The following is a 23,632-nucleotide window of genomic DNA, read 5'->3' as shown; positions in this document are numbered from 1 at the left end:
AACATGCTGATCCAGTTGTCGATCCGCGATATCGTTCTGATCGAGCGGCTGGATCTTGCCTTCGAGACCGGCCTTTCGGTGCTGACCGGCGAAACGGGCGCGGGCAAATCGATCCTTCTCGACAGTCTGTCGCTGGCGCTCGGCGGCCGCGGTGACGGTGGCCTTGTGCGGCACGGGGAAGAGAAAGGGCAGGTGACTGCCGTCTTCGACGTGTCCGGCGCTCACGCCGCCCGTCAGCTTCTGCGGGAGAATGGGATCGATGACGACGGCGACCTGATCTTCCGCCGCATCCAGTCCGCCGATGGCCGCACCCGTGCCTCCATCAACGATCAGCCGGTGAGCGTGCAGCTCATGCGGCAGGCGGGGCAGCTTCTCGTCGAAATCCACGGGCAGCACGACGACCGGGCATTGATCGATACGGATGCGCATCGCACGCTTCTCGATGCCTTTGCCGGTTTGAGCGATGAGGTCCAGCAGCTTTCCGGCTTCTACAAGACCTGGAAGGATGCCGAGCGCGCCTTCAGGACGCATCGCGCCAGGGTGGAGGCTGCCGCCCGCGAGGCTGACTATATCCGCGCCTCGGTCGAGGAGCTCGAAGCGCTGGCGCCTCAGGACGGCGAGGAGGACGAGCTTGCCGAGCAGCGGTCACGCATGCAGAAAGCCGAACGGATCGCAGGCGACATTTCCGAAGCCTCCGAATTCCTCAACGGCAACGCGTCCCCCGTTCCGCTGATTGGTTCGCTGGTGCGGCGTCTTGAGCGCAAGAGCCATGAGGCGCCGGGCTTGCTGGAGGAAACGGTAGAACTGCTCGACACGGCGCTCAACCATCTCTCCAACGCGCAGATGGAGATCGAGGCGGCGCTCCGGAAGACCGAGTTCGATCCGCGCGAACTGGAGCGGGTGGAGGAGCGGCTGTTCGCATTGCGCGCTGCCGGCCGCAAATATTCCGTTGCTGTCGCCGACCTGCCGGCGCTTACCGAAAAGATGATCGCCGATCTTGCCGACCTCGATGCCGGCGAGGAGAAGCTTGCCGAGCTCGAAAAGCTGACGGGCGCCGCCAAGGCGGAATACGATCGGGCGGCCGTCGCCCTGTCGGGGAAGCGCCGGCAGGGCGCCGAGGCGTTGGCGGAGGCCGTGATGACCGAGTTGCCGGCACTGAAACTGGAACGCGCCCGCTTCATGGTGGAGGTGGCAAGCGATCCCGAGGCTGCGACCGCCGAAGGCATAGACACGGTCGAATTCCACGTGCAGACCAACCCCGGCACGCGTCCCGGCCCGATCATGAAGGTTGCATCCGGCGGCGAGTTGTCGCGTTTCCTGCTGGCGCTCAAGGTGGCGCTTGCGGATCGCGGCTCGGCTCCGACGCTGGTCTTCGATGAAATCGACACCGGCGTCGGCGGTGCGGTGGCAGACGCGATCGGCCAGCGGCTGAAGCGGCTTTCCGAGAAGGTGCAGGTGCTTTCAGTGACGCACGCACCGCAGGTGGCGGCGCGCGCGGCGACCCATCTCCTGATATCCAAGGGACCGGCAGGGCAAGGCTCGGACAAGATCGCCACTCAGGTTGCCACCATGGAACCGGAGCACCGCACGGAGGAGATCGCCCGCATGCTGGCAGGGGCTTCTGTGACGGACGAGGCGCGGGCTGCGGCAAAGCGGCTGCTTGCCGGCGGCGGCTGATCGCAGATGCGGCTTTACCATTTCAGCGACGATCCGGGGATCGAACGCTTCGAGCCGCGGCCGGTCCGGGTTGCGTCGCTGCGGCAACCCGGCAAGGAATGGCTGAACGGTCCGCTCGTCTGGGCGATCGATGAAGCACACGAGTTCATGTATCTCTTTCCGCGCGATTGCCCCCGGATTCTGATCTGGGCGAAGCCGGACACCATTGCGGACGACCGTCGGTCCTGGCTCGGCGATTGGCGCGCTGTAGCCTATGTCGAACGCGTGTGGCTCGATCGTTTGAGCGGGGAAACGATCTGTCGTTACGAAATGCCGGTTGAAGGGTTCGAGGATCTGGATGACGCCGGCATGTGGGTCGCCCGCCGGCCTGTCGTGCCGATCGGTGTTGCCACGCTGTCCGGGCTGGACCGGGAATTCGCGCCGCGGGGCGTCGAGCTTCGCGTCGTCGACAGCCTGAAGCCTCTCAAGCCTCTCTGGCAGAGCAGCCTGCATGTCAGCGGCATCAGGCTTCGCAATGCGCTCGATTGGGTCTAGGGCGACCTTCCCGCATCGCTCTCTTCCCATTGCGGAAATTTGCTCTAAAAAACGACTCCGCGATCGCGAGGAGTGCATCCACATGTCCGTCGAAAAAACGCCCGTCGAAGATCTGACCGAAGAACAGGCTGCAGCCGAACTGGCTTATCTGGCGGCCGAGATCGCCCGCCATGACGAGCTTTACCACGGCCACGATGCGCCTGAGATTTCGGATGCGGACTATGACGCCCTGAAGCGGCGCAACGACGCGGTTGAAAAGCGGTTTCCGAAGTTGATCCGCGCCGACAGCCCCTCAATTCGTGTCGGCGCCGCACCGTTGCCCACATTTGCGCCGATCACCCATTCGCGGCCGATGTTGTCGCTCGACAACACGTTTTCCGACGACGACGTGCGCGACTTCGTCAACTCCGTCTACCGTTTCCTCGGACAGCTTCCGGATGGTTCCATCGCGTTTACGGCGGAGCCCAAGATCGACGGGCTCTCCATGTCGATCCGTTACGAGCACGGGCGGCTCGTCAATGCAGCGACGCGCGGAGACGGCACGACCGGCGAAAACGTTACCGAGAACATCAGGACCATCAAGGAAATCCCCAACCGCCTGCCGGCCGGCGTGCCGGACGTCATCGAGGTGCGCGGCGAGGTTTATATGCGCAAGAGCGACTTTCTGGCGCTCAACGCGCAGATGGAAGCGGAAGGCAAGCAGACCTATGTCAACCCGCGCAACACCGCCGCCGGATCGCTTCGCCAGCTCGACGCCAGAGTGACGGCCAGCCGAAACCTGAAATTCTTCGCCTACGCCTGGGGCGAGATGTCGGAAATGCCGGCCGACACCCAGATGGGCATGGTGGAGAAATTCAAGGAATGGGGGTTTCCGGTCAACCCGCTGATGAAGCGGTTAAACTCGGTCGAGGACATTATCGACCATTACAAGCAGATCGGGCTGAAGCGTCCGGACCTCGATTACGAGATCGATGGGGTGGTCTACAAGGTCGACCGGCTCGACCTGCAGGGAAGGCTCGGCTTCCGCTCCCGTTCACCGCGCTGGGCGACGGCCCACAAGTTCCCGGCCGAACAGGCTTTCACCCGTGTGGAGAGGATCGATATCCAGGTCGGGCGGACCGGCGCGCTGACGCCTGTCGCGCGTCTCACGCCCGTGACTGTCGGCGGCGTGGTGGTCACCAACGCGACGCTGCACAACGAGGATTACATTAAGGGCATCGGCAATTCCGGTGAGCGCATCCGTGAGGAGGAGCACGATATCCGTATCGGAGACACGGTCATCGTGCAGCGGGCCGGCGACGTCATCCCGCAGGTGCTCGACGTCGTCATGGAAAAACGTCCTCCTGACGCCGTGCCTTACGAGTTTCCGAAGAAATGTCCGGTCTGCGGCAGCCATGCGGTGCGCGAGAAGAACGAGAAGACGGGCAAGCTTGATTCGGTGACACGCTGCACCGGCGGCTTTGTCTGCCGCGCCCAGGCCGTTGAGCATCTCAAGCATTTCGTGTCACGCAATGCCTTCGATATCGAGGGGCTTGGTTCCAAGCAGATCGATTTCTTCTTCGAAAGCGAGGATCCGGCACTGCAGGTCCGTACTGCGCCCGATATCTTCACGCTGAAGAAACGGCAGGAGGATTCACCGCTTACGAAGCTCGAGAATATCGAGGGTTTCGGCAAGGTCAGCGTCAAGAAGCTCTTTGATGCGATCGACAGCCGACGCGAGATCGCGCTTCATCGTTTCATCTATGCGCTCGGCATCCGTCATATCGGCGAGACGAACGCCAAGCTGCTCGCCCGCGCCTACGGCACTTACGAAGCCTTTGAGAAGGCCATGAAGGAGGCCGCCGATCTTTCCGGTGACGCCTGGGACGACCTCAACAATATCGAGGGTATCGGCGAGGTCGTGGCGCGCGCCATCGTGGAATTCTTCAAGGAGCCGCGCAATGTCGAGGTCATCACGCGGCTTCTCGAGGAGGTGACGCCGCAGGAAGCCGAGCAGATTGCCGCAAGCGGCAGCCCGGTCTCCGGCAAGACGGTCGTCTTCACCGGTTCGCTCGAAAAATTCACTCGCGACGAGGCGAAGGCGAGGGCAGAAAGCCTCGGCGCCAAGGTGGCGGGCTCGGTCTCGAAGAAAACCGACTTCGTCGTGGCAGGCCCGGGCGCCGGCTCCAAGCTCGACAAGGCGAGAGAGTTCGGCGTCCAGGTGATGGACGAGGACGAATGGCTGGCCTTCATCGGCGGGTGACGCTCACGTCCGAATTCTGGCCATCGTATAGGCATCCACATATTCGCCATCGCGAAAACCGAAGCAGCGGAGGTGGCCTTCCTTGACGAAGCCGTTCCGTTCGTAGAGGCGGATGGCGCGGTCGTTGTCGGTATAGACGGTCAACTCGACCCGTTTCAGGTTCAGCCAGCGGTCAGCGATGGCGAGGATTTCGCCGAGCAGCGCCCTAGCGATCTTCGAACTCGGCGATGAGTTCAAAGGAATTGCTGGACTGATTCTCGATGTTCTTGCGAACCTCGTCGGGCGTGTGGTGGGGTATGCGCAACGTGCCGTAACGGTAGCCGGGCAGGTTGATCAGGGCGGCGATCGCCGGAGCGTCGTCCGGCGTGCGTGCGCGGATCGACAGGCCTGTGGGCCATCGGGCATCCGGATCGAGCGGGGGAGGGGTATCGAATTCACTCATCATACTCTCCTTCGTTTCGCCGAAGCAGAGCGGGAGAACCGACCCTGCCTTGCTTCGGCAGGGTTGGTGGACGGATGACCGGCTAACGCGCCAAAACCGCCACGCACCCTGCGGGGTGGATGGTCACGGTAAGATGCATATGGGCGGCGAACTTGGTCATGACCGGCATGAAGCCAGAGAGCGTGCGAAGCGTCAAGAGTTCATACCGCCCGTCTTTGCCGAATCGGGTCGCGGGCTGTAGAAGTCGGTCGACATCCATTCGGGACCAGCCTTTGAAGACCATAGCCATCGATTTCGAAACCGCCAATGAACAGCGCGGCAGCGCCTGTTCGGTAGGTTTGGCATGGATCGAGGACGGCGAGGTCGTGCGGGTGGAGGAACGGCTTATTCGTCCCAAGGATATGCGCTTCTCGTCCTTCAATATCGCCATTCACGGCATCCGGCCGGAACATGTCGAAGACGCGGGTGAGTTTCCCGAGGTCATGGACGAATTTGCCGACGATTTCCACGGGGCGACGATGATCGCCCACAACGCCGCCTTCGATTTCAGCGTCTGGCGCGCCTGCCTCGATGCCTATCGGCAGAGCTATCCCGAGCTTGCCTATCTCTGCAGCGTGAAGATGGCCAAGAAGGTCTGGCCTCATCTCGGCTCCCACAAGCTGAATGTTCTCGCCGACCATCTTGGGCTGCGGTTTACGCATCACAATGCGGCGGAGGATGCCGCGATCTGTGCCGAAGCGACGATTGCCATTGCCGGCTCCCTGCAGGTTTCGCATGTCCGCGATATTCCCGCTGCGATCGGCATGAAGGTCGGTCGCCTCTTCTCCGGTGGCTATGATCCCTGTACCTGTCGTCTGAAGTGAGACATTCGGACATGCCTGCTTGTAACGGCGCTGGCACGTCTTATCTCAGATCACGGATTGTTTACCGGAGTTCCTGTCCATGAAACGCCTGAACCGCCTCGCATCCGCCGCTGCCCTTTCCGTCGCCTTTCTCTCCATTCCAGCTTCCGCCGAAGTGGTCGGCAAGGTCGGAGTTGACTGGATCGGCAACGACATCGTCGTGGAGGCGATTGCGGATCCGGAAATCAAGGGGGTGACCTGCCACGTCACCTATTTCGACCGCTCGATCATCGACCGCCTGAAGCAGGGAAACTGGTTCGAAGACCCGTCGAACAGCTCGATCGCCTGCCGGCAGACCGGGCCGATCGAGATCGGCGATATCGACCTGTCCAGAGGCGGTGAGGAAGTCTTCCGCGAAGGCCGCTCGCTGATCTGGAAGGATCTTCTCGTCAAGCGCATCTATGACAAGGCGAACGATACCCTGGTCTATCTCGCGCATTCGCGGCAGATCGTCGAGGGATCGGCGAAGATGGCGATTTCGACGGTTCCGCTCTACAACCAGAACGCCGTCTGGAAGAACGGCAAGCCGCAGCCCTGATCCGGCCTGCCGTCTGCGGGAACCGGGCGGGTACGCCCGGTTGCCGGGATCATGGATCAGCGGACGTAGACGATCCTGCTGCCATCCGCCGCCTTTTCGATGCCGACCACGTTGTTCAGTTCGACATTCTGGCTGACGAGCGTCTGGCGGAGCCTGGAATCGGTTCTCACCTCGTTCTGGGCTGCCTTGACCGTCGACTGGTCGGGATGGGCAAAGGTATCCGGAATGCTGAGGAAGCGGGCGCTGTCGTCTGCGCCCGGATCGGTATAGATGATCCGGACATCATTATTGCCGGCCGGGACTGCCATCGAACCCATCTCACGGGCATAGGCGCTTCCCATCGTGGCGACGGACATCAGGACTGCGAGTGCAAAAGCCTTGTTCATGGTCATTCTCCTGTCTTCGTAAACCAGCCGAAGAGTTTTGAAGCGGTTCGGTTGGGCGTTTTGCGACGGAAGAACTCGCAGTGCACAAAAGCGGTTCCGGATATTATTCTTAAATTTGTGTAATGAATAAATTAATGATTACAATATGTTAACCTTCCGCCGCGGGTGCTTGCGGCGGAAGTCTCCAAGCCTCTGTTTGCACTGCAAAATCAGGCTGCTTCGCGTTCCAGTTCATCGGCGATGACGGTGTCGAGGTTCAGGAAGCAGACCATGGTCTTTTCGAGCGCCACGATGCCGCGGCAGAAGGCGCGCTGGGCTTCCGGAATGATTTCCGGCGCCGGCTGCAGATCCTCGCCGCGGATGGTCATCATGTCGGAAACCTGTTCGACCAGCAGGCCGACCAGCTTGCCGCGGATGTCCGTCACGATGATCGCGGAGCGTTCGGAGGGTTCGGTCATCTTCATGCCGAGGCGGCAGGCCATGTCGATGACCGGGATCACCGCGCCGCGCAGGTTGATGAGGCCGAGAACGTAAGGCGGCGTGTGCGGCATCGGGGTCACCGGTGCCCAGCCGCGGATTTCGCGGATCGCCATGATGTCGATGCAGAATTCCTGGTCTCCAAGATGGAAGGAGACGATCTCGAGATACGCGCCGGACTGCTTGATGGCATTGGTCATGTCAGAACTCTTCCCATTTGTCTGAGGAGCCCGAAGCCTTCCTGGCGGAGGCCGGGCTATTGCTGAATGCTCCCGCGAGCTTGTTCATCAAGTTCAGTGCGGGGGAGGGTTTTGCTGGCGTGGAGGCGCTCGCGACATCGACGGCGTGCGGGCCATTGCCGCCACGGATCTGGAACTGGCTGATCAGTCGGCTGAGGGTTTCCGCATCACTTGCCAAAGAATGGCTCGCGGCGGTGCTCTGCTCCACCATGGCGGCATTCTGCTGGGTTGCTTGGTCCATCTGGCCGATTGCGCTGTTGATCTCTGTCAGTCCGGTGGATTGTTCGCGCGCAGAAGTGAAGATCGCGTGAACGTGATCATTGATTTTCAGCACGTCATCGCCAATCCGCGTCAGGGCTTCGCCTGTGGCCTTCACCAGATCCACGCCCGTCTTGACCTCCTGATTGGAGCGGGTTACCAGCGCTTTAATGTCCTTGGCAGCACCTGCCGCACGTCCGGCAAGTTCGCGCACCTCCTGGGCGACGACCGCAAAGCCCTTGCCGGCCTCGCCTGCGCGGGCCGCCTCGACGCCGGCATTCAGCGCCAGAAGGTTGGTCTGGAAGGCGATCTCGTCGACGACGTTGATGATCTTGCCGATCTCGGCCGTTGCATCCTCGATCCGTTCCATGGCAGCCGTTGCGTCCCGAACGACCGTGGTGGATTGTTCGGTATAATCCTTGGTGTGGCCCACCATCTCGCTTGCTTCCTCGGCGCGATGGGTGGTGCTGCGGACGGTCGCGGTGATCTGTTCGAGCGCCGATGACGTCTCTTCCAGAGACGCCGCCTGCTTTTCGGTGCGACGGGCAAGATCGTCGGCGGCGGAGCGCATCTGGTTGGCATTCGCGCCGATGGAACTGGCGCTGGTCGTGACTTCCGTCATGACGTGACGCAGCCGCTCGACGACCCGATTGAAATCCTGCCGGAGGCGTTCGAGGTCGTCGCGGAACGGGCGGCTCAGCGTTGCGGAAAGATCGCCTTCGGAGAGGCGGTTCAGTGCTTCGCCCAGCGAATCGACGGCAAAGTGAAGCGCCTGGGCGTCGGCTTTCTGCTCCTCGTCGCGGGATTGGCGGCGAAGCTCGTTCTGGTGTCGTTCGTCCGCGAGACTGGCCTCCAGCGTTTGGCGTTCGACGGCTGCAAGGCGGAAGATGTCCGTCGCGCGCGCCATTTCGCCGATTTCGTCGCCGCGGTCGGTGCCGGACACGGTCGTCGTATAGTCGCCGCCGATGATCCGCTGCATGCTGGCGCGGACGCCGTCGATGCCGCGCCGGATTGCGCCGCCATGGACGGTCTGAAGTATTGCCATGGTGAAGAGCGCAAGCAGCCCGCAGCCGATCTGCACGTAAAGCGAGGTTGCCGAGAGCGCATTTGCTTCCTGGACGCGTGCACTGACAAGCGCGTCGCCGCCATTGGCGAGGTCGGCCAGAATATTGGTGAGGCGTTCGCCGGCGCCGTCGATCGTATCATCGAGCCTGGCGTATTCCTCTTCGGGCGCACCGCCTTCAACGAGGGCCTTGAGGTCGCCCTGGATCGCCTTGGCGACCTCCTTCAGGTCGGCATCGTAGGTCGAAACCATTGCGGGATTGCCCACCGCACCGGCGAGCGCCTTCAGGTCCGCTCCTCCTTCGGACAGTTGCCTGATCCCATCATTGATGGCCTGCAGCCGGTCGGGGTGAATCTGCCGTTCGTCCGCGTCGATGATCGTATCCATGGCGGCGAGGACAAGGCGCAGGTTGGCGATTCGCAGTTCGTTTGCGACGTCCACCAGATGCCGGACCTCGGTTGACCGGGCAAGCGCCTGGTCGACCTGCCTGCCTTCATACCATCCGACAATCAGCATGGTGCCTATGCCGACAAAGGCTGCTCCAGCCAGCGTCCAGAGGCGCTGGTTCACCGAAAATGTCTTACGGGTCGCCGTTTCGGTCATGTAGATGGACGTCCTCCCAAAGCCGGATCTGTCCGGCAGGCTTCGAAACGATGCGGAGCGAGAGATGCGCTGGTCTCGATGACGTCATGTCGGTGTGGTTCGGAACCTTGCTGTCTGCCGAATGCGATGAGCCGGTGCGTCCATGCAGCACCGGTACTCTCATTCGTCGCTTCGACTCGGGTGAACCACCTTCGCGCTCATAAAGTCTCAGAGAGACGTTAATGTTATGCTAACCCTATCCGGATCGGGCCGGGCTTCCGTTAACCGCGCGGGCGATGTACGATGAGACATGAACCGAGATGCCGTCACCAACAGTCATCGTTTTCCGGCCGTCGCAGCAGCAGGCCTGCTGTTGCTCGGCATCGCCGCAGCGGCCTTCTACGGCTGGCTTCAGTTCGGCTCTTCCATCATTCTCTCTCTCGGGGAGACCGGCCTTTCCTGGTGTTTCTGATGCCTTCCATGGCGTCTGGGACAAATCAGCGCGATTGTGTCCGAAAACATCTTCTTGAATTGCGCTCGGGCCGGCTCGGGGCTATCGATCCGGCAAACGAACGAACTCGGTTCGGACCTTTAAGAAGAGAATGCCGATGAAGACATTTCGCACCGTCCTCTGGATTGCCGTCGTGGCGCTTGCGGGCATTCTGGCATGGCTCACTTTCGAGGTGACGCGCTCGAAGCAGGATCTGGCGGAAGGCCCGTTCGGCGTGCCGTTCCAGCTCGTCGCCCAGGACGGCCAGCCGATCACCGAAAAGGCGTTCCAGGACAAGCCGACCGCGCTCTTCTTCGGCTTTACCCATTGCCCCGAAGTCTGCCCGACGACGCTTTTCGAACTGAATGGCTGGCTGCATCAGGTCGATCCGGACGGTACCAAGCTCAACGGTTTCTTCGTCAGCGTCGATCCGGAACGCGATACGCCCGAACTGCTCGGCCAGTACATTTCCAATGTCACCGACCGGGTGAAGGGCATCTCCGGCCCGCCGCAGAAGGTCAACGAGATGATCAAGGGCTTCAAGGTCTATGCCAAGAAAGTGCCGGTCGACGAGAAGGATCCGAACGGCGACTACACCATGGACCATACGGCTTCGGTCTTCCTGCTCGGCAATGGCGGGCGCTTCGCCGGCACGATCGCCTATGGGGAAAATCCCGACACGGCGATCAAGAAGCTCGAGAATCTGATCAAGGGCTGAAGCCTTGCAGTTGAACGGTCCCATGCTTCTGTGGCAATCCTCTCGGCTGTCATGAATAGCTGAGAGATCATTTCCTTGAGTGAAATCCGCCTTTACGTCACGTCCACCGAAAAGGGTGCCGCCGAGATCCTCGATCTTCTGTCGGAAGTCTTCGGCGAGGAGGATTTCGCCATCGCCACCACGGAAGTGGACGAGAGACGGGATATCTGGGAAGCCTCGGTCTATCTGATGAAGGATGAGGAAGAGGCGGTGCGCGAGCGCATCGCCGAGGGCATCCGCCATGCCTTCCCGAATGCGGTGATCGAGAGGGAGGTGATCCCGGATGTCGATTGGATCGCCAGATCGCTCGAGGGCCTGAAGCCGGTGAGGGCAGGGCGTTTCCTCGTCCATGGATCGCACGATCGCGACAAGGTGAAGCTCAACGATATCGCGATCGAGATCGACGCCGGCCAGGCTTTCGGGACAGGCCATCACGGCACGACGGCCGGCTGCCTGGAAATGATCGAAGGGGTCATGCGAGCCCGAACCGTCCGCAATGCGCTCGATCTCGGGACGGGAAGCGGAGTGTTGGCAATTGCCGTGCGAAAGCTCCGCCACATCAAGGTGCTCGCCACCGACATCGATCCGGTCGCCGTGCGTGTCGCCAAGGAAAATGTCCGCCGCAACGGTATTGCCTCGGGTATCCGGCTGGAGACGGCGCCGGGGTTCCATTCACCGGCTTTCAGGAAAGAAGGGCCATTTGATCTCATCATCGCCAATATTCTGGCGCGGCCGCTGATGAAGATGGCACCGCAGCTCGCCACGCATCTGGCGCCTGGCGGCTCGGTTATCCTCTCGGGCATTCTGGCCGGGCAGCGCTGGAAGGTGCTGTCTGCCTATAACGGCGTGAAGCTTCGCCATGTGCGCACGATCTGGCGCAACGGCTGGGTCACGATCCATCTGCGCCACGGTTGATAAATTTTTGCAGTGCAGCAGTGAACTGGATGCAAGGCTCTGGATGCCGGGCAGCAAAAAGGCGGCACTTTTGGTGCCGCCTTGCGATCGGTCCGGAGACTGATCTTACCCGCGAGCCGGAGGAGGAGATGCTCAAGCGGGTCTCGCATTCTGAAAGCCGGGGCGGGTGAGGGAGGAGAATCCCCGCCTTGGCTCTTTGCTCAGAATGCTGAGCCTATCGCGCCCTTGCGGCGCAGTTCCTGCCGGCTTGTGCCGAGGCCTTTCAATGTTTCGTCGTCGAGGTTGAGCAGCGCGCCGTTGACATACCGGGCGGCCTGACGCTCACGTGCCTCAACGATGCGGTTGAAGGCGTTGCGGAAGAAAGAGGTGGCCATGGAGGTGTCCCTTCGACTGACGGGCCTTGTTCGGCGCCCATCGATGGTTGCAATATAGGCCGTTCTCTCAGGTCGAGTGAGGGGATTTCCCTCAATGGTGTTATGCGTTCATTGCATAGGATGCCCTGATCGAGATCAATGCCTGTTAGCATTTGCACAATCGCTGGTCATTGACGGCTTTGGCTGGCGTTCTCTCTCGAAGATCGGCTAACATTGTCGTCATCTCCCCGCGGAATCAAACAGCCGGAACCCAATACCCATGTTTCAGTCTTTCGAAGTGAAATCCGCTCCGCAGTTCGGCCGTGAACGCGTCAACGCGCTCAGGGCAAGATTTGCCGAGCTCGGGATCGATGGTTTCCTCGTTCCGCGCGCCGATGAATACCAGGGCGAATATGTCCCGGCATCGGCCGAACGGCTTGCCTGGCTGACCGGCTTTACCGGTTCGGCAGGGGTGGCGCTCATCACGCAGCGTGAGGCAGTCGTTTTTGTCGATGGACGTTACGTGACCCAGCTTACCGAGCAGGTGGATGGCACGGTGTTTACCGGCGGCGATCTCGTCAACGAACCGCCGCATGTCTGGCTGCCGCACCATGCGCCCAAAGGGTTCCGCCTCGGCATTGATCCATGGCTGCATGCGGGTGCGGAAGTACGGCGGCTCGAAAAGGCGCTTTCCGAGATCGGCGGTTCGCTGGCGCTTCTCGACAACAATCCGCTCGATGCGCTCTGGAGCGACCGTCCGGGCGAACCGCTTGGCGCGGTGACCATCCAGAGACACGAACATGCAGGAAAGCTGGCCAGCGAAAAGATCGCCGAGATCGCAAGCCAGGTAAAGGAAAAGGGTGCAGTCGCGCTCCTCGTCACCGATCCGTCCTCCGTCGCCTGGATCTTCAACATTCGCGGCGATGACGTGCCGCACACGCCGCATCCCCTGAGCCGGGCAATCATTCCGGCGGAAGGCAAGGCTGAGATATTTCTCGACAAACGCAAGACGGGGATAGAGGCGGAAGCCTATCTGGCCCAGCTCGCCATACAGCGTCCGCCGTCGGAATTGCCGAACCGGCTCTCCGCCTTCGCCAAGGGCGATGGGAAAATCCTGATCGATCCGGAGCTGACGCCACTCGCGCTTACCAAGGTGATTACCGCTTCCGGCGGAGATATCGTGGAAGCCGCCGACCCGGCGAAGCTGCCCCGCGCCCGCAAGAACGAGGCCGAGCTGGACGGTTCTGCGAAGGCGCATCTGCAGGATGGCGCCGCCATGGTGGAATTCCTCTGCTGGCTCGATGCTCAGGCGGCGGGCACGATCACCGAAATCGATGCGGTCAAGGCACTGGAGGCGGCCCGCGCCCGTGTCGGCGAAAGCATGCAGAATCCGCTCAAGGATATCTCCTTCGACACGATCTCGGGTGCCGGCGAGCATGGTGCGGTCATTCATTACCGTGTGACGACCGAAACAGACCGCAGGCTGGAAGCCGGCGATCTCTTCCTGATCGATTCCGGCGCGCAATACATCAACGGCACGACCGATATCACCCGCACCGTCGCGGTCGGTGCCGTGCCGGAGGACCGCAAGCGCTTCTTCACCCTGGTGCTGAAGGGCATGATCGCCATCAGCACGGCGCGCTTCCCGAAGGGCACGCGCGGCTGCGACCTCGATCCGCTCGCCCGGATCGCGCTCTGGAAGGCCGGCGGCGATTATGCGCACGGCACGGGCCATGGCGTCGGCTCCTATCTTTCGGTGCACGAGGGGCCGCAGCGCATTTCACGGCTCGCGACGCAGGAGCTTTTGCCCGGCATGATCCTTTCCAACGAGCCCGGCTATTATCGTCCCAGCTCGTTCGGCATCCGCATCGAGAACCTGATCTCTGTGAAGGCCGCGGAGGAGATCGAGGGCGGCGACCAGCCGATGCTCTCCTTCGAGACGCTTACCTGGTGCCCGATCGACCGGCGGCTGGTGCTGCCGGCACTGTTGACGGAGGAGGAGCTTTCCTGGCTCAACAGCTATCACGTGCAAGTGCGCGAAAAGTTGACGCCGTTGATCAGCAGCGAGACCGTCCGGGGTTGGCTCGTGAAGGCAACCGAACCGGTTGCCTGACCGCTAGAACCCGAGAAGGTGGCGGCAGACCATCGCCGCCGCCCAGCCGGCGCCAAGCATCATGAGGCCCGGATATCTGATCCCTGCGGCAAGCGCGACGAGCATGGCGATCTTGACGTCCCAGCCGCCATTGAAGAAAGCAGGCGCGACCAGTGTGGTCAGGACGGCCGCCGGCACGGCATTCAGAGCCTGCTCCATCCGCGGCGGGATGGTCTTCATCCGGGTGATCAGCACGTAACCGCCGATACGGGTGAGGAAGGTCGCAACCGCAGCGGCGAGAATCAGCAAAACCATGTCCATGGAAATCTGGTCGGCCATGTCAGGTCTCCGTCTCGCTGGCGGCGGTCATCGGCATGCGTTCCTTCGGCAGCGGCAAAAGTGCCGCCACGACGACGCCGACGGCAGCCCCGATGCTCACATGCCAGGGCGAGCCGACGAAATGGTATCCAAGCATGGAGCCGAGCGCGCTCGCCACCACAACCGGATAGAAACCCGGCCTGCGGCGGAAGCCGATCACGAGACCGAGGAAATAGATCGGCAGCAGGACGTCGATCGCGAGCGTCCTCGGATCGCCCATCATCCGGCCGAAGAATGCGCCGACCATGCTGAAGAACAGCCAGGGGAAATAGATCGCGGCACCGAAGCCCAGATACCACGGGAAGCTGATGCCGATGCCGGACTCGCCCCGCCTTACGCTTTCGGCGAATTGCGGGTCGGTCAACAGAAAGAACGTGAAGAATTTCTGGACCGGGTTGAAATGGCTGACGAACCGCGCGAGCGCCGCCGAATAGAGGATATGCCGGAAATTGACGGCGAAGACGGAAAGCACCACCAGCCACGGCGCGACATGTTGGCCGAACAGTTCGATGCCGACGAGCTGGCTGGCGCCGGCATAGACGGTCGCGCTCATCAGCCCGGCTTCCATGACGGACAAGCCGTTGTCGGCGGCGACTGCGCCGAACAGCACGGCAAAGGGGGCTGATGAGATGGCGATGATGATACCGCCCTTGAGGCCCTCGTAAAATTCGCTGCGATTCATCTATCGTCGGGCCTCGGGATTGTTGGAAAGCCTCTATGCATCCGGCACGTGACGGTTTCTAAGAATGGGTTATCTTCCGACATGTCATTCTCCGGTCCCTCCCTAAATGTCTGCCGGCCTTTTGGCTTGAAGAAAAGTGCCTGGCATGAACGCCCGATTCCGATCAGGACGACCGTGCGAAAGACACTTGCGTAAGGAAGGTGATGGCGACCACACGTGACCACATCACGCCGGATGCTGCCTAAAGAGTCGGAGCACGGCGCGCAATTGAATTGCGCTGATGGAACGATCGATTCCGCTGAACTGTCGAGGTTCAATCGGCGAGCACATCCTTGCTGGAGATGATCCCGATGCCCTTGGCCTTCATCTCCGCAATTGCCGCCTTGACCCCTTCCGGATCGATGCCGCGGCTGGCATCCTCGATGAAGCAGACCTTCACGCCTGGAAGCATGTCCACGGCATCGAGAGCGGAATATTTGACGCAATAGTCGGTCGCAAGGCCGCAGATATCGAGCTCGCTCACCAGTTGCGCCTTGAGATAGCCGGCAAGGCCCGTCAACGCCGCCTGGTCATTGTCGCGGAAGGCGGAATAGCTGTCGACCGCCGGGTTCTCGCCCTTTTGCTGGATGTAGTCGACCGCTTCGATATTGAGATCCGGGTGGAATTCGGCGTCCGGCGTTTCCTGCACGCAATGGTCCGGCCACATGACCTGCGGCTTTCCGGAGAGTTCGCCCATGTCGAACGGTTTCTTGCCGGGATGCTGTGAAGCAAAGCTGCCATGGTTTTCCGGATGCCAGTCCTGCGAGGCGACGATCACATTGTAGCCACCGTCCTCGATCAGCCGATTCGCGACCGGCACCACCTCGTCGCCATGCGGTACGGGCAGATTGCCGCCCGGGCAGAAGCCATTCTGGATGTCGATCAGCAACAGCGCCTTCATCGCCACCTCCTCCGGATTTCATCTGAAACAAGATGCCAATCATGGCCGCAGCGATCAAGATCGGAAGCGAATCTCGGCTCTCCTGCCGCTTCATATTCGCCGGAATCTGCACCTGCCGCCGAACGGCGATGTCGCGATGAGGCAACACCTGCAGGAAATCCTCGCCGTCACTCAACCGTTCCTCTATTGACTGTCTCTCTTTCGCATACCACAAACACCTGAACGCCATATTTCGGCTAAACTTCCGGCGGCTTGCGCTCTTACGTGCATCGCCGAAAATCAAATCGGGGCGGCGTAAAGACATTGGTTACCATAATCATTCATCCTCACCTGCAGTCGTCTGGCGGCAGTGAGCAGATTCCCTCTCTGTTCGGAAATCGCCGGGATTGTGTTGGCGGTTTCGCGCAAGCGGTTCCCGCCGGTGTATGTAACGGTTCGGGTAACGAGTGATGGTGCGTTCGGTACAGGCTTCCACGAAGGGCAAACAGGCGCGCAAGGCGCCGCCACGCCGCAAAAAATCCCGCTCTCTCCTGACGAATGTCGCGATCGGTGTCGGTCTGACCGTCGCGGCCCTGATGGGCGCTTCGGTGGTCACCGTGGCGACCGCGGTCAGATCCGCCTCGGATGTCGGGTTCGAAACCGCACTGGCAAAGCCGGTCGACCTGGCTGCTCCCGTGGAAGCTGCGGGGCGTGAGATCGACGTTGCGAAATTCTCCCGCCTTCCCGGCAGTTCTGCGGCCGATCCGAAAGGGTGGCGTCTTGCCGATGCCGAAGTGGCAGCGCTTGAAGCCCGCAAGCCGGATCAGTCGAGCGTGAGGCAAATGCTCAATGTCGCCATGGCCAAGGCGGCCCGGCGCGCCGAACAAGAGCAGCAGTTCGCGGCGCTTGAGGAGAAGCGCCCGGATGCGCAGGCCATTCGCACGATCCTCGGCCAGGCCATGGAAAGCCTCGTCGTCGTGGCGCCCCGGAGCGGCGACGTCATGCCGGATCTGATCCAGGATGCCGCGCCGGCGGTGACGGTTGCCGAACTCAAGGACATGAAACCGGTCGAGATGGCGGCGCTGGAGCAGACGGCGCTCGAGGACGATGCCGACGAACAGGATACCGTCGCGATCGTCGAAGCACCGGCTCCGGCCTACGCGCTGCCGAAGGCCGGTCCGCTGCCGGTCATCCGCCCATCGTCCGCCACGGCTGAAAAGCCGGCCAGGCCCAATGCGCTGGCTGCGATCGCCGCGGTTGCCCCGCAAAAGCCGGGCAAGGTCGATGCCGACGACGACAAACCCACAGTGCTCGCCTTCGCCAAGCCCGACAATCCGATGCGCGTGGAGCCCTCGCGCCCGTCGCCTGCGCCAAAATGGCCGGGGATCGGCACGAAGGTCGCCATCTACGACATCACCAACGGTGTCGTGCACATGCCGAACGGCACGAAGCTGGAGGCCCATTCGGGCATCGGCAGCATGCGCGACAATCCGAAATACACGCATGTGACGATGCGCGGGCCGACGCCGCCCGGCACCTACAAGCTCTCCATGCGCGAGAAGCTGTTCCATGGCGTGGCCGCCATCCGCCTGACGCCGGTCGACGGCAAGGCGCCGCAGGGCCGCACCGGCCTGCTCGCCCACAGCTATCTGCTGCGCGTGCGCGGCGATTCGCACGGCTGCGTCGCCTTTGCCGAATACGATCGATTCCTGAAGGCGTTCCAGCGCGGCGACATCACCCATATGGTGATCGTGCCGAAGTGGGACGGAAAGCGTCCCGGCAGGGGCGGCGACAACTTCCTTGCCAAGCTGTTCGGCGGCAACGACGCCTGACGGGGCGTCGCCAGCAAACGCTTATCCAAGAATATCCCGTGCGACGCGCGTGAAGATCCGCGTGCCGATGGGGATCAGGTCGTCCGGAAAATCGTAGTTCGGATTGTGCAGGTTCGGCATGTCCTCGCCGGCGCCTAGAAAGAACATCGCCGATTTCGAGACGGTCGCGAAGCGTCCGAAATCCTCCGAGCCGCGCATCGTCTCGCCCGGTTCGTGCGAGACGCCTTCCGCATCCATGGCGGCGCGCAGCAGGGCGGCCGCCTCCGGATCGTTTTCGGAATGCACGAAAATGTCGTGGTACTCCAGCGCGTAGCCGAGCCGGCCTTCCGCGGAGGCCTCCCGCACCAGGGTTTCGGCTGAGGCGATCAGGCCGTCCATCTCGCCGTCCGTCATGGTTCTGAGCGTCACCCAGACCTCCGCATGGCCAGGCGCGATGCCGAAGGCCGGCTCGCCGATCGACGCATGCGTGACCGTCGCCAGCACCAGGTCCTCCGTGGCGATGCCGCCCTTGCTCAAGCCCGTCAGCGCCGGCATCAGCTTTGCCACGGCGGGCACCGGCGAAATGCCGGTCTCGGGCATGGAGGCATGCGCGGTTCTGCCCGACAGCGTGATCTTCAGGCCGCGCGATGCGCAATTGGCGATGCCGTCCTTCAGCCAGGCATGGCCGAGCGGCAGGCCCGGCATGTTGTGCAGCGAAAAGCTGTAATCCGGCTTCAGCGCCTGGAACTTTTCGTCCGCGATGACGGCCGCAGCGCCGGCGCCCGTCTCCTCGGCCGGCTGGAAGAGCAGGATGGCGCGGCCGCGCTTCGGCCTTTGTCGCCCGAACTGCCGCCCGAGTGCCGCAAGCATCGCCATATGGCCGTCATGGCCGCACATATGGCCCTTGCCGGGAATTTTCGAACGATGGTCCGGCTGGCCCACTTCCTCGATCGGCAGGGCGTCGAGCTCGGCGCGGAACATCACCGTCGGGCCGGGCGCGCCGCTGTCGTAGATCACCGCGACGCCCGTGCCGCCGAGGCCGGCAACGATCCCATCCGGTTTCGTCTCGCCCAGAAAGCGCTGCACTTCGGCAGCGGTGGCGATCTCCTCGCCGGAAACCTCCGGCATGGCATGCAGCCTCTGCCGCCATGCGGCAAGCTCGATCACGTCCTGGTTTGTGAGAAACATGAGCTGCCTCCTTATCCGGTGTCGGCCCAGAGCTAGACGGGGCAGGGGCTTTCGGCAAGGAAAACCTCTGTCTTTCAGCCTACCATTCCACGCCGATCTTGCCGAAATGACCGCCGCTCATCTCATAGCGGAAGGCATCGGCCAGCTTTTCTAGCGGAAACACCTTGTCGATGACCGGCTTGAAGAGGCCGCTGTCGAGCGCGCGGACAAAATCCTGCTGCTGGCGGCGGCTGCCGACGAGGATGCCGGAAAGCGTCGCCTGCCTGCCGGCGAGTGCTGCGGTCGGCACCTCGCCGCGTATGCCGGTCAAGACGCCGATCATGGTGATGCTGCCGCCCATCCTGACCGCCTGGATCGATTGCGCGAGCGTGCCCGGCCCGCCCACTTCCACCACGTGGTCGACGCCGCGGCCATCGGTCCAGTCGAAGACCTTTTTGCCCCAGTCGGCATGCTCCTTGTAGTTCACCGTAAATTCGGCGCCGAGTTCTTTCGCCCGTTCCAGCTTTTCATCCGAAGACGACGTGATCGCCACCCTTGCGCCCATGGCGCGGGCGATCTGCAGGGCATAGATCGAGACGCCGCCCGTGCCGAGCGCGAGCACCGTGTCGCCGGCCTTCAGCCTGCCGATCTCGACCAGCGCCCGCCATGCGGTCAAACCGGCAGTGGTGATCGTCGCCGCCTCCACATGGCTGAACCCTTTGGGCGCCAGCGTGAAGGCGGTTGCCGGCCGCACCGCATATTCGACCGCGAAGCCGTCGATGCCGTCGCCCGGCGTGCGTGAAAAGCCGCCCGGAAGCGGCGGACCGTCCTGCCAGTCGGGAAAGAAGCAGGAGACGACATGGTTGCCCGGCCTGAACTCCGTCACCCCTTCGCCGACCTCCTGGACCACGCCCGCGCCGTCCGCCATCAATATCCGGCCCTCGGTCGGCGTCCTGCCGCTCACGACGCCAAGATCATGAAAATTCAGCGAGCTACCATGCAGCGCCACCCGTATCTCCCCCGGCCCCGGCCTGCCGGGATCGGGCAGATCGACAAGCTTGATGGCGTCGAGGCCGCCTGGGGCTGTGACGATGGCTTTCATGGTGGCCTCCCGTGGAGTTGCGTAAACTGGGGGTGAGGTAGTGGAAGACAGGGAGGCTGACAAGCGGCTACCGATAATGAGGATCGCCCATAGTTTTCGGCGAAGCCTATCTAAAGTCTACTTTCTTGAATGCCCAAAGACCCTATTTGAGACAATTTCATTTTGGTAGTTCCTGACCAGATATCTTCCTCTAAGGCTTTTTGCTCTCCTGATATAATCTTCGAATATAGAGAATTGCTTCGTCATTTCTTTTCCGGATTGGATATACACGTCAGCAACTTTAAATCTCCCTGATGTATCTTTCATTTCTTTCAAAATTTCCTCGAAATTTTCAATCGCTGATATAGTGTCTCTCTCGACTAGAGACCTTATTTCCTCCGAAATATCTACAATACTCCCCAGTGTTTCTCGGAAAATAAGTCCAATGTCCGCCTTATTACCGAATTTTTAAAATATCTTTCTCTTTCTTCATTTTTTATTGATCTGTTTCTCGAAACCTCTTCAACTGAGGCAAAGAGAGAGGCTCGGTGCTCATGTAAGGATAACTCTTCATTCCAATTACTTCCTATCGTATAGGAAGACACTGGTTGGGTCTGGTGCTGAGAAAAATTACGGAGACGCTCAAAAAAGCTGAAATCTACAGATTTATTCCGACAATTCGTCCAAAGTGTAGTGAATACATCTTTTAAATCGACTCCGGGCGAAAGGTGGTCAAATTTTGGAAATTGGTCTTTGAAGCTTGTGACAGAATTGAGGAAAGACGCTACTTTAATATTTCCACGAATTCGATTGTCTTGAGCAAACTCAAAATCTGAAATCGGAAATAGGCTGTGCCTCAATGACGATTCCAGTATAAAGCTTTCAAATTCCGCCATTGAATAAAAAACTTGAAGTAAATTCTCTTCAAATATTATATTATTCTTGATTGTTGCATGTGAGGCGGAAAGCTTCTGAAACTCGATATGTGTAAGTTCTAATTGGCATCTAAAATCAATAAAGGGGCTGATCAAAAAGTATTTATCGTCTTTGTGTCCTCCTGGGGATAGATTTTTTGTCAAAGCTTCACACCCGCTCCACAAACCCCTCAAGCACCCGCTTCTGCCCCGCCCTATCAAAATCGATCGTCAGCTTGTTGCCCTCGATCGCCGCAATATTGCCGTTGCCGAACTTGATGTGGAACACCCGGTCGCCGACGGAGAATTGCGAGGGGGTTTCGGTGGTGGATTTCGCCACCAGTTCGCCCTCGATGGTGCGGCCGCGCGGGCCGCTTTCGCCGTAGCCGATGCGTTCCACCGCGTGGCCGGAACGGGTGCCCCAGTTGTCGCGGGTGGCGTCGGTCTTGTTCTGCTGGGCGCGTTTCCAGCCGGGCGTCGAATAGGTGTTGGCGAAGGGATCGGCCTTGTCGAAGCGCGATTGGCCATAACCACCGCGTCCGCCGCCATATCCCCCGTAATTCGTATCGGCGACGGCGACGTCCACATGCATCTGCGGCAGTTCGTCGAGGAAGCGTGACGGCATGGTGGATTGCCACAGTCCGTGGATGCGGCGGTTGGAGACGAACCAGATATGGCAGCGCCGCTTGGCGCGGGTAATCCCCACATAGGCGAGGCGGCGTTCCTCCTCCAGCCCTGCGCGGCCGCCTTCGTCGAGCGCCCGCTGATGGGGAAAGAGGCCTTCCTCCCAGCCGGGCAGGAAGACCGTTTCGAATTCGAGCCCCTTGGCGGAATGCAGCGTCATGATCGACACCGCATCCATATCCTCGTTCTGCTCGGCATCCATGACCAGCGACACGTGTTCCAGAAAGCCGCGCATCGACTCGAAGGCTTCCATCGAGCGGATCAGTTCCTTGAGGTTTTCGAGCCGGCCCGGCGCTTCGGCGGATTTGTCGTTCTTCCACATGTCCGTATAGCCGGACTCTTCGAGGATCTGCTCGGAAAGTTCGATATGCGGCGTGTTCTCAAGCTTCTGGCTCCAGTTCCTGAAGCTTTGCACGACGTCGAACAGGGCCTTGCGCGCCTTGGGCTTCAACTCATCCGTCTCGATGATATCCGCGGCAGCCTGGAGCATCGGGATATCGCGGGCGCGGGCATAGTCGTGCAGATAGCGCACCGTCGTATCGCCCAGGCCCCGTTTCGGCGTGTTGATGATGCGCTCGAAGGCGAGATCGTCGGCCGGCTGGCAGACAAGCCGGAAATAGGCCATCGCGTCGCGGATTTCCATCCGTTCGTAGAAGCGCGGGCCGCCGATGACGCGATAGTTGAGGCCGAGCGTCACGAACCGGTCTTCGAACTCGCGCATCTGGAAGGAGGCGCGCACGAGGATCGCCATGTCGTTCAGCGCATGCTTTTTCCCGTCGGAATCGCCGCGCTGCAGCCGTTCGATCTCCTCGCCGACGGCGCGGGCCTCCTCTTCGGAATCCCAGGCGGCATGCACGATGACCTTCTCGTCGTCGGGGTTCACCCGGTCGGTGAACAGCGTCTTGCCGAGGCGGCCTTCGTTATGGGCGATCAGATGGCCGGCGGCGCCGAGAATATGTTCGGTGGAACGGTAGTTGCGCTCCAGCTTGATCACCCTGGCGCCCGGAAAATCCTTCTCGAAGCGCAGGATATTGTCCACTTCCGCGCCGCGCCAGCCATAGATCGACTGGTCGTCGTCGCCGACACAGCAGACATTCTGCGGCACGCCCTTCGGTCGCTGCGCGAGCAGGCGCAGCCACATGTATTGCGCGGTGTTGGTATCCTGGTACTCGTCGACCAGGATATAGCGGAACCTGTTGTGGTAATCTTTCAGGATATCCGGGTTCTGGCGGAAGATCGCGATCGGATGCAGCAAAAGGTCGCCGAAGTCGCAGGCATTCAGCGTTTTGAGCCGCGCCTGATAGGCGGCGTAAAGCTCGCGGCCCTTGCCGTTCGCGAAGGCCCGCGCATCGCCTTCGGGAATATCGGCGGGCAGCAGGCCCTTGTTCTTCCAGGTGTCGATCATGCCGGCGAACTGCCGGGCCGGCCAGCGCTTGTCGTCGAGCCCCTCCGCCTGGATGAGCTGCTTGATGAGGCGGATGACGTCGTCCGTGTCGAGAATGGTGAAGTCGGAGCGGAGCCCTGCGAGTTCCGCGTGGCGGCGCAGGAGCTTCACGCCGATCGAATGGAAGGTGCCGAGCCAGGGCATGCCTTCCACCGCGCCGCCGGCGAGCACGCCGATGCGCTCCTTCATCTCGCGGGCCGCCTTGTTGGTGAAGGTGACGGCCAATATCTGCGAGGGGAAGGCCCGGCCGGTCTCAAGGATATGCGCGATGCGTGTCGTCAGTACCCGCGTCTTGCCCGTACCGGCGCCCGCGAGCACGAGGACGGGGCCGTCCAGCGTCTCGACCGCCTCGCGCTGCTCCGGGTTGAGGCCTGACAGATAATCGGGGGCGCGATGCTGATCCCGGGCGGCCATGGCGCGCGCTGCGATGCCGAGCCCGGCATTTCCCGCAGGCGGCGGGGCAGGCGCCTTGCGCGGCGCCGGTTCGGGCTCCTCGTCGAAAAACGGGATGTCGTCGAAACTGTTACTCATGCGGCCAATGTAATGATTCGGACCTGAAAGACCAGAAAATGTTCCTCTTTTATTCCTAGTCTCTCCATAAGTCC

The 23,632-nt window shown here is 61.3% G+C and carries 21 protein-coding genes and 1 pseudogene; 10 read left to right on the top strand and 12 right to left on the bottom strand.

The features are described from left to right. The first annotated feature begins 3 nt into the window (after positions 1 to 3). From recN to ligA, 3 genes are all read left to right on the top strand, one after another. The gene (recN, locus tag JL39_RS06245) at positions 4 to 1,677 is read left to right on the top strand and encodes a DNA repair protein RecN (protein ID WP_037147483.1); all 1,674 of its coding nucleotides are present in this window, start codon (positions 4 to 6) and stop codon (positions 1,675 to 1,677) included. A 6-nt stretch (positions 1,678 to 1,683) separates the two neighbouring features. After that, the gene (locus tag JL39_RS06240; RefSeq protein WP_037147480.1) at positions 1,684 to 2,211 is read left to right on the top strand and encodes a DUF6886 family protein; all 528 of its coding nucleotides are present in this window, start codon (positions 1,684 to 1,686) and stop codon (positions 2,209 to 2,211) included. An 82-nt stretch (positions 2,212 to 2,293) separates the two neighbouring features. After that, positions 2,294 to 4,453, top strand: coding sequence for an NAD-dependent DNA ligase LigA (gene ligA, locus JL39_RS06235; RefSeq protein ID WP_037147478.1), 2,160 nt, complete (start codon positions 2,294 to 2,296; stop codon positions 4,451 to 4,453). Positions 4,454 to 4,456: 3 nt separating this feature from the next. On the opposite strand, the pseudogene JL39_RS30845 reads toward ligA, so the two are convergent. After that, positions 4,457 to 4,895: pseudogene (locus JL39_RS30845) on the bottom strand (GNAT family N-acetyltransferase). Between the two features lie 272 nt (positions 4,896 to 5,167). On the opposite strand from JL39_RS30845, the gene JL39_RS06225 reads away from it, so the two are divergent. After that, positions 5,168 to 5,758 (top strand): 3'-5' exonuclease, encoded by a 591-nt coding sequence (locus JL39_RS06225; protein WP_037147475.1) that lies wholly within the window; start codon positions 5,168 to 5,170, stop codon positions 5,756 to 5,758. A 79-nt stretch (positions 5,759 to 5,837) separates the two neighbouring features. Then, the gene (locus JL39_RS06220) at positions 5,838 to 6,335 is read left to right on the top strand and encodes a CreA family protein (RefSeq protein ID WP_037147472.1); all 498 of its coding nucleotides are present in this window, start codon (positions 5,838 to 5,840) and stop codon (positions 6,333 to 6,335) included. Between the two features lie 56 nt (positions 6,336 to 6,391). On the opposite strand, the gene JL39_RS06215 is transcribed toward JL39_RS06220, so the two are convergent. The 3 genes from JL39_RS06215 to JL39_RS06205 all read right to left on the bottom strand — a co-directional run bounded on the left by JL39_RS06215 (position 6,392) and on the right by JL39_RS06205 (position 9,361). Continuing rightward, positions 6,392 to 6,721, bottom strand: coding sequence for a hypothetical protein (locus JL39_RS06215; RefSeq protein ID WP_037147471.1), 330 nt, complete (start codon positions 6,719 to 6,721; stop codon positions 6,392 to 6,394). Positions 6,722 to 6,930: 209 nt separating this feature from the next. After that, a complete protein-coding gene (locus JL39_RS06210; protein ID WP_037147467.1) occupies positions 6,931 to 7,398 on the bottom strand; it encodes a chemotaxis protein CheW in 468 nt (155 codons plus the stop codon). Between the two features lies 1 nt (position 7,399). Then, the gene (locus JL39_RS06205) at positions 7,400 to 9,361 is read right to left on the bottom strand and encodes a methyl-accepting chemotaxis protein (RefSeq protein WP_037147464.1); all 1,962 of its coding nucleotides are present in this window, start codon (positions 9,359 to 9,361) and stop codon (positions 7,400 to 7,402) included. Between the two features lie 289 nt (positions 9,362 to 9,650). On the opposite strand from JL39_RS06205, the gene JL39_RS31910 reads away from it, so the two are divergent. The 3 genes from JL39_RS31910 to JL39_RS06195 all read left to right on the top strand — a co-directional run bounded on the left by JL39_RS31910 (position 9,651) and on the right by JL39_RS06195 (position 11,502). Continuing rightward, entirely contained in the window at positions 9,651 to 9,812 is a 162-nt protein-coding gene (locus JL39_RS31910) for a hypothetical protein (RefSeq protein ID WP_161784740.1), read from the top strand. Positions 9,813 to 9,948: 136 nt separating this feature from the next. Continuing rightward, positions 9,949 to 10,548, top strand: a complete 600-nt coding sequence (locus JL39_RS06200; protein WP_037148523.1) for an SCO family protein — start codon at positions 9,949 to 9,951, stop codon at positions 10,546 to 10,548. Positions 10,549 to 10,623: 75 nt separating this feature from the next. After that, positions 10,624 to 11,502 (top strand): 50S ribosomal protein L11 methyltransferase, encoded by an 879-nt coding sequence (locus tag JL39_RS06195; RefSeq protein WP_037147461.1) that lies wholly within the window; start codon positions 10,624 to 10,626, stop codon positions 11,500 to 11,502. Positions 11,503 to 11,702: 200 nt separating this feature from the next. Here the strand turns inward: JL39_RS06195 and JL39_RS32085 are convergent, their stop codons facing one another. Further along, complete coding sequence (locus JL39_RS32085) at positions 11,703 to 11,876, bottom strand: hypothetical protein (protein WP_037147458.1); 174 nt, start codon at positions 11,874 to 11,876, stop codon at positions 11,703 to 11,705. A gap of 259 nt (positions 11,877 to 12,135) precedes the next feature. Here JL39_RS32085 and JL39_RS06185 point away from each other — a divergent pair, with 259 nt between their 5' ends. Beyond that, positions 12,136 to 13,968: an aminopeptidase P family protein gene (locus tag JL39_RS06185; protein WP_037147455.1), complete on the top strand. Its 1,833-nt coding sequence runs from the start codon at positions 12,136 to 12,138 to the stop codon at positions 13,966 to 13,968. Between the two features lie 3 nt (positions 13,969 to 13,971). On the opposite strand, the gene JL39_RS06180 is transcribed toward JL39_RS06185, so the two are convergent. From JL39_RS06180 to pncA, 3 genes are all read right to left on the bottom strand, one after another. After that, positions 13,972 to 14,286, bottom strand: coding sequence for an AzlD family protein (locus JL39_RS06180; protein ID WP_037147451.1), 315 nt, complete (start codon positions 14,284 to 14,286; stop codon positions 13,972 to 13,974). Position 14,287: 1 nt separating this feature from the next. Then, complete coding sequence (locus tag JL39_RS06175) at positions 14,288 to 15,007, bottom strand: AzlC family ABC transporter permease (RefSeq protein WP_037147448.1); 720 nt, start codon at positions 15,005 to 15,007, stop codon at positions 14,288 to 14,290. Positions 15,008 to 15,320: 313 nt separating this feature from the next. Beyond that, the gene (gene pncA / locus JL39_RS06170) at positions 15,321 to 15,947 is read right to left on the bottom strand and encodes a bifunctional nicotinamidase/pyrazinamidase (RefSeq protein WP_037147445.1); all 627 of its coding nucleotides are present in this window, start codon (positions 15,945 to 15,947) and stop codon (positions 15,321 to 15,323) included. A 449-nt stretch (positions 15,948 to 16,396) separates the two neighbouring features. Between pncA and JL39_RS06160 the strand changes: the two genes are divergently transcribed. Then, on the top strand, positions 16,397 to 17,758 hold the full coding sequence (locus JL39_RS06160) for a DUF2778 domain-containing protein (protein ID WP_052182700.1): 1,362 nt from the start codon (positions 16,397 to 16,399) through the stop codon (positions 17,756 to 17,758). Positions 17,759 to 17,779: 21 nt separating this feature from the next. Here JL39_RS06160 and JL39_RS06155 read toward each other — a convergent pair whose 3' ends face one another. From JL39_RS06155 to JL39_RS06145, 4 genes are all read right to left on the bottom strand, one after another. Further along, positions 17,780 to 18,925, bottom strand: coding sequence for an amidohydrolase (locus JL39_RS06155; protein WP_037147439.1), 1,146 nt, complete (start codon positions 18,923 to 18,925; stop codon positions 17,780 to 17,782). A 79-nt stretch (positions 18,926 to 19,004) separates the two neighbouring features. Further along, positions 19,005 to 20,006 carry an NAD(P)-dependent alcohol dehydrogenase gene (locus tag JL39_RS06150; RefSeq protein WP_037147436.1) on the bottom strand — a complete coding sequence of 334 codons (1,002 nt, stop codon included), beginning with the start codon at positions 20,004 to 20,006 and terminating at the stop codon, positions 19,005 to 19,007. A gap of 386 nt (positions 20,007 to 20,392) precedes the next feature. Beyond that, positions 20,393 to 21,064, bottom strand: a complete 672-nt coding sequence (locus JL39_RS31480) for a hypothetical protein (RefSeq protein ID WP_152601057.1) — start codon at positions 21,062 to 21,064, stop codon at positions 20,393 to 20,395. Positions 21,065 to 21,068: 4 nt separating this feature from the next. Beyond that, positions 21,069 to 23,558: a UvrD-helicase domain-containing protein gene (locus JL39_RS06145; protein ID WP_037147432.1), complete on the bottom strand. Its 2,490-nt coding sequence runs from the start codon at positions 23,556 to 23,558 to the stop codon at positions 21,069 to 21,071. Positions 23,559 to 23,632: the final 74 nt, after the last annotated feature.

Origin of the sequence: Rhizobium sp. YS-1r (assembly GCF_000757525.1) — a bacterium.
GTDB classification, from domain to species: domain Bacteria; phylum Pseudomonadota; class Alphaproteobacteria; order Rhizobiales; family Rhizobiaceae; genus Neorhizobium; species Neorhizobium petrolearium.
This window is presented reverse-complemented; position numbering and strand designations above follow the sequence as displayed.

Excerpts from the sequence above, each read along its gene's own strand:
- JL39_RS31910 (WP_161784740.1), top strand. The coding sequence starts at position 9,651 with ATGAACCGAGATGCCGTCACCAACAGTCATCGTTTTCCGGCCGTCGCA.
- JL39_RS06175 (WP_037147448.1), bottom strand. The coding sequence starts at position 15,007 with ATGAATCGCAGCGAATTTTACGAGGGCCTCAAGGGCGGTATCATCATC.
- ligA (WP_037147478.1), top strand. The coding sequence starts at position 2,294 with ATGTCCGTCGAAAAAACGCCCGTCGAAGATCTGACCGAAGAACAGGCT.
- JL39_RS06220 (WP_037147472.1), top strand. The coding sequence starts at position 5,838 with ATGAAACGCCTGAACCGCCTCGCATCCGCCGCTGCCCTTTCCGTCGCC.
- JL39_RS32085 (WP_037147458.1), bottom strand. The coding sequence starts at position 11,876 with ATGGCCACCTCTTTCTTCCGCAACGCCTTCAACCGCATCGTTGAGGCA.
- recN (WP_037147483.1), top strand. The coding sequence starts at position 4 with ATGCTGATCCAGTTGTCGATCCGCGATATCGTTCTGATCGAGCGGCTG.
- JL39_RS06240 (WP_037147480.1), top strand. The coding sequence starts at position 1,684 with ATGCGGCTTTACCATTTCAGCGACGATCCGGGGATCGAACGCTTCGAG.
- JL39_RS06145 (WP_037147432.1), bottom strand. The coding sequence starts at position 23,558 with ATGAGTAACAGTTTCGACGACATCCCGTTTTTCGACGAGGAGCCCGAA.
- JL39_RS06210 (WP_037147467.1), bottom strand. The coding sequence starts at position 7,398 with ATGACCAATGCCATCAAGCAGTCCGGCGCGTATCTCGAGATCGTCTCC.
- JL39_RS06215 (WP_037147471.1), bottom strand. The coding sequence starts at position 6,721 with ATGAACAAGGCTTTTGCACTCGCAGTCCTGATGTCCGTCGCCACGATG.
- JL39_RS06155 (WP_037147439.1), bottom strand. The coding sequence starts at position 18,925 with ATGTTTCTCACAAACCAGGACGTGATCGAGCTTGCCGCATGGCGGCAG.
- JL39_RS06180 (WP_037147451.1), bottom strand. The coding sequence starts at position 14,286 with ATGGCCGACCAGATTTCCATGGACATGGTTTTGCTGATTCTCGCCGCT.
- pncA (WP_037147445.1), bottom strand. The coding sequence starts at position 15,947 with ATGAAGGCGCTGTTGCTGATCGACATCCAGAATGGCTTCTGCCCGGGC.
- JL39_RS06205 (WP_037147464.1), bottom strand. The coding sequence starts at position 9,361 with ATGACCGAAACGGCGACCCGTAAGACATTTTCGGTGAACCAGCGCCTC.
- JL39_RS06185 (WP_037147455.1), top strand. The coding sequence starts at position 12,136 with ATGTTTCAGTCTTTCGAAGTGAAATCCGCTCCGCAGTTCGGCCGTGAA.
- JL39_RS06150 (WP_037147436.1), bottom strand. The coding sequence starts at position 20,006 with ATGAAAGCCATCGTCACAGCCCCAGGCGGCCTCGACGCCATCAAGCTT.
- JL39_RS06200 (WP_037148523.1), top strand. The coding sequence starts at position 9,949 with ATGAAGACATTTCGCACCGTCCTCTGGATTGCCGTCGTGGCGCTTGCG.
- JL39_RS06160 (WP_052182700.1), top strand. The coding sequence starts at position 16,397 with ATGGTGCGTTCGGTACAGGCTTCCACGAAGGGCAAACAGGCGCGCAAG.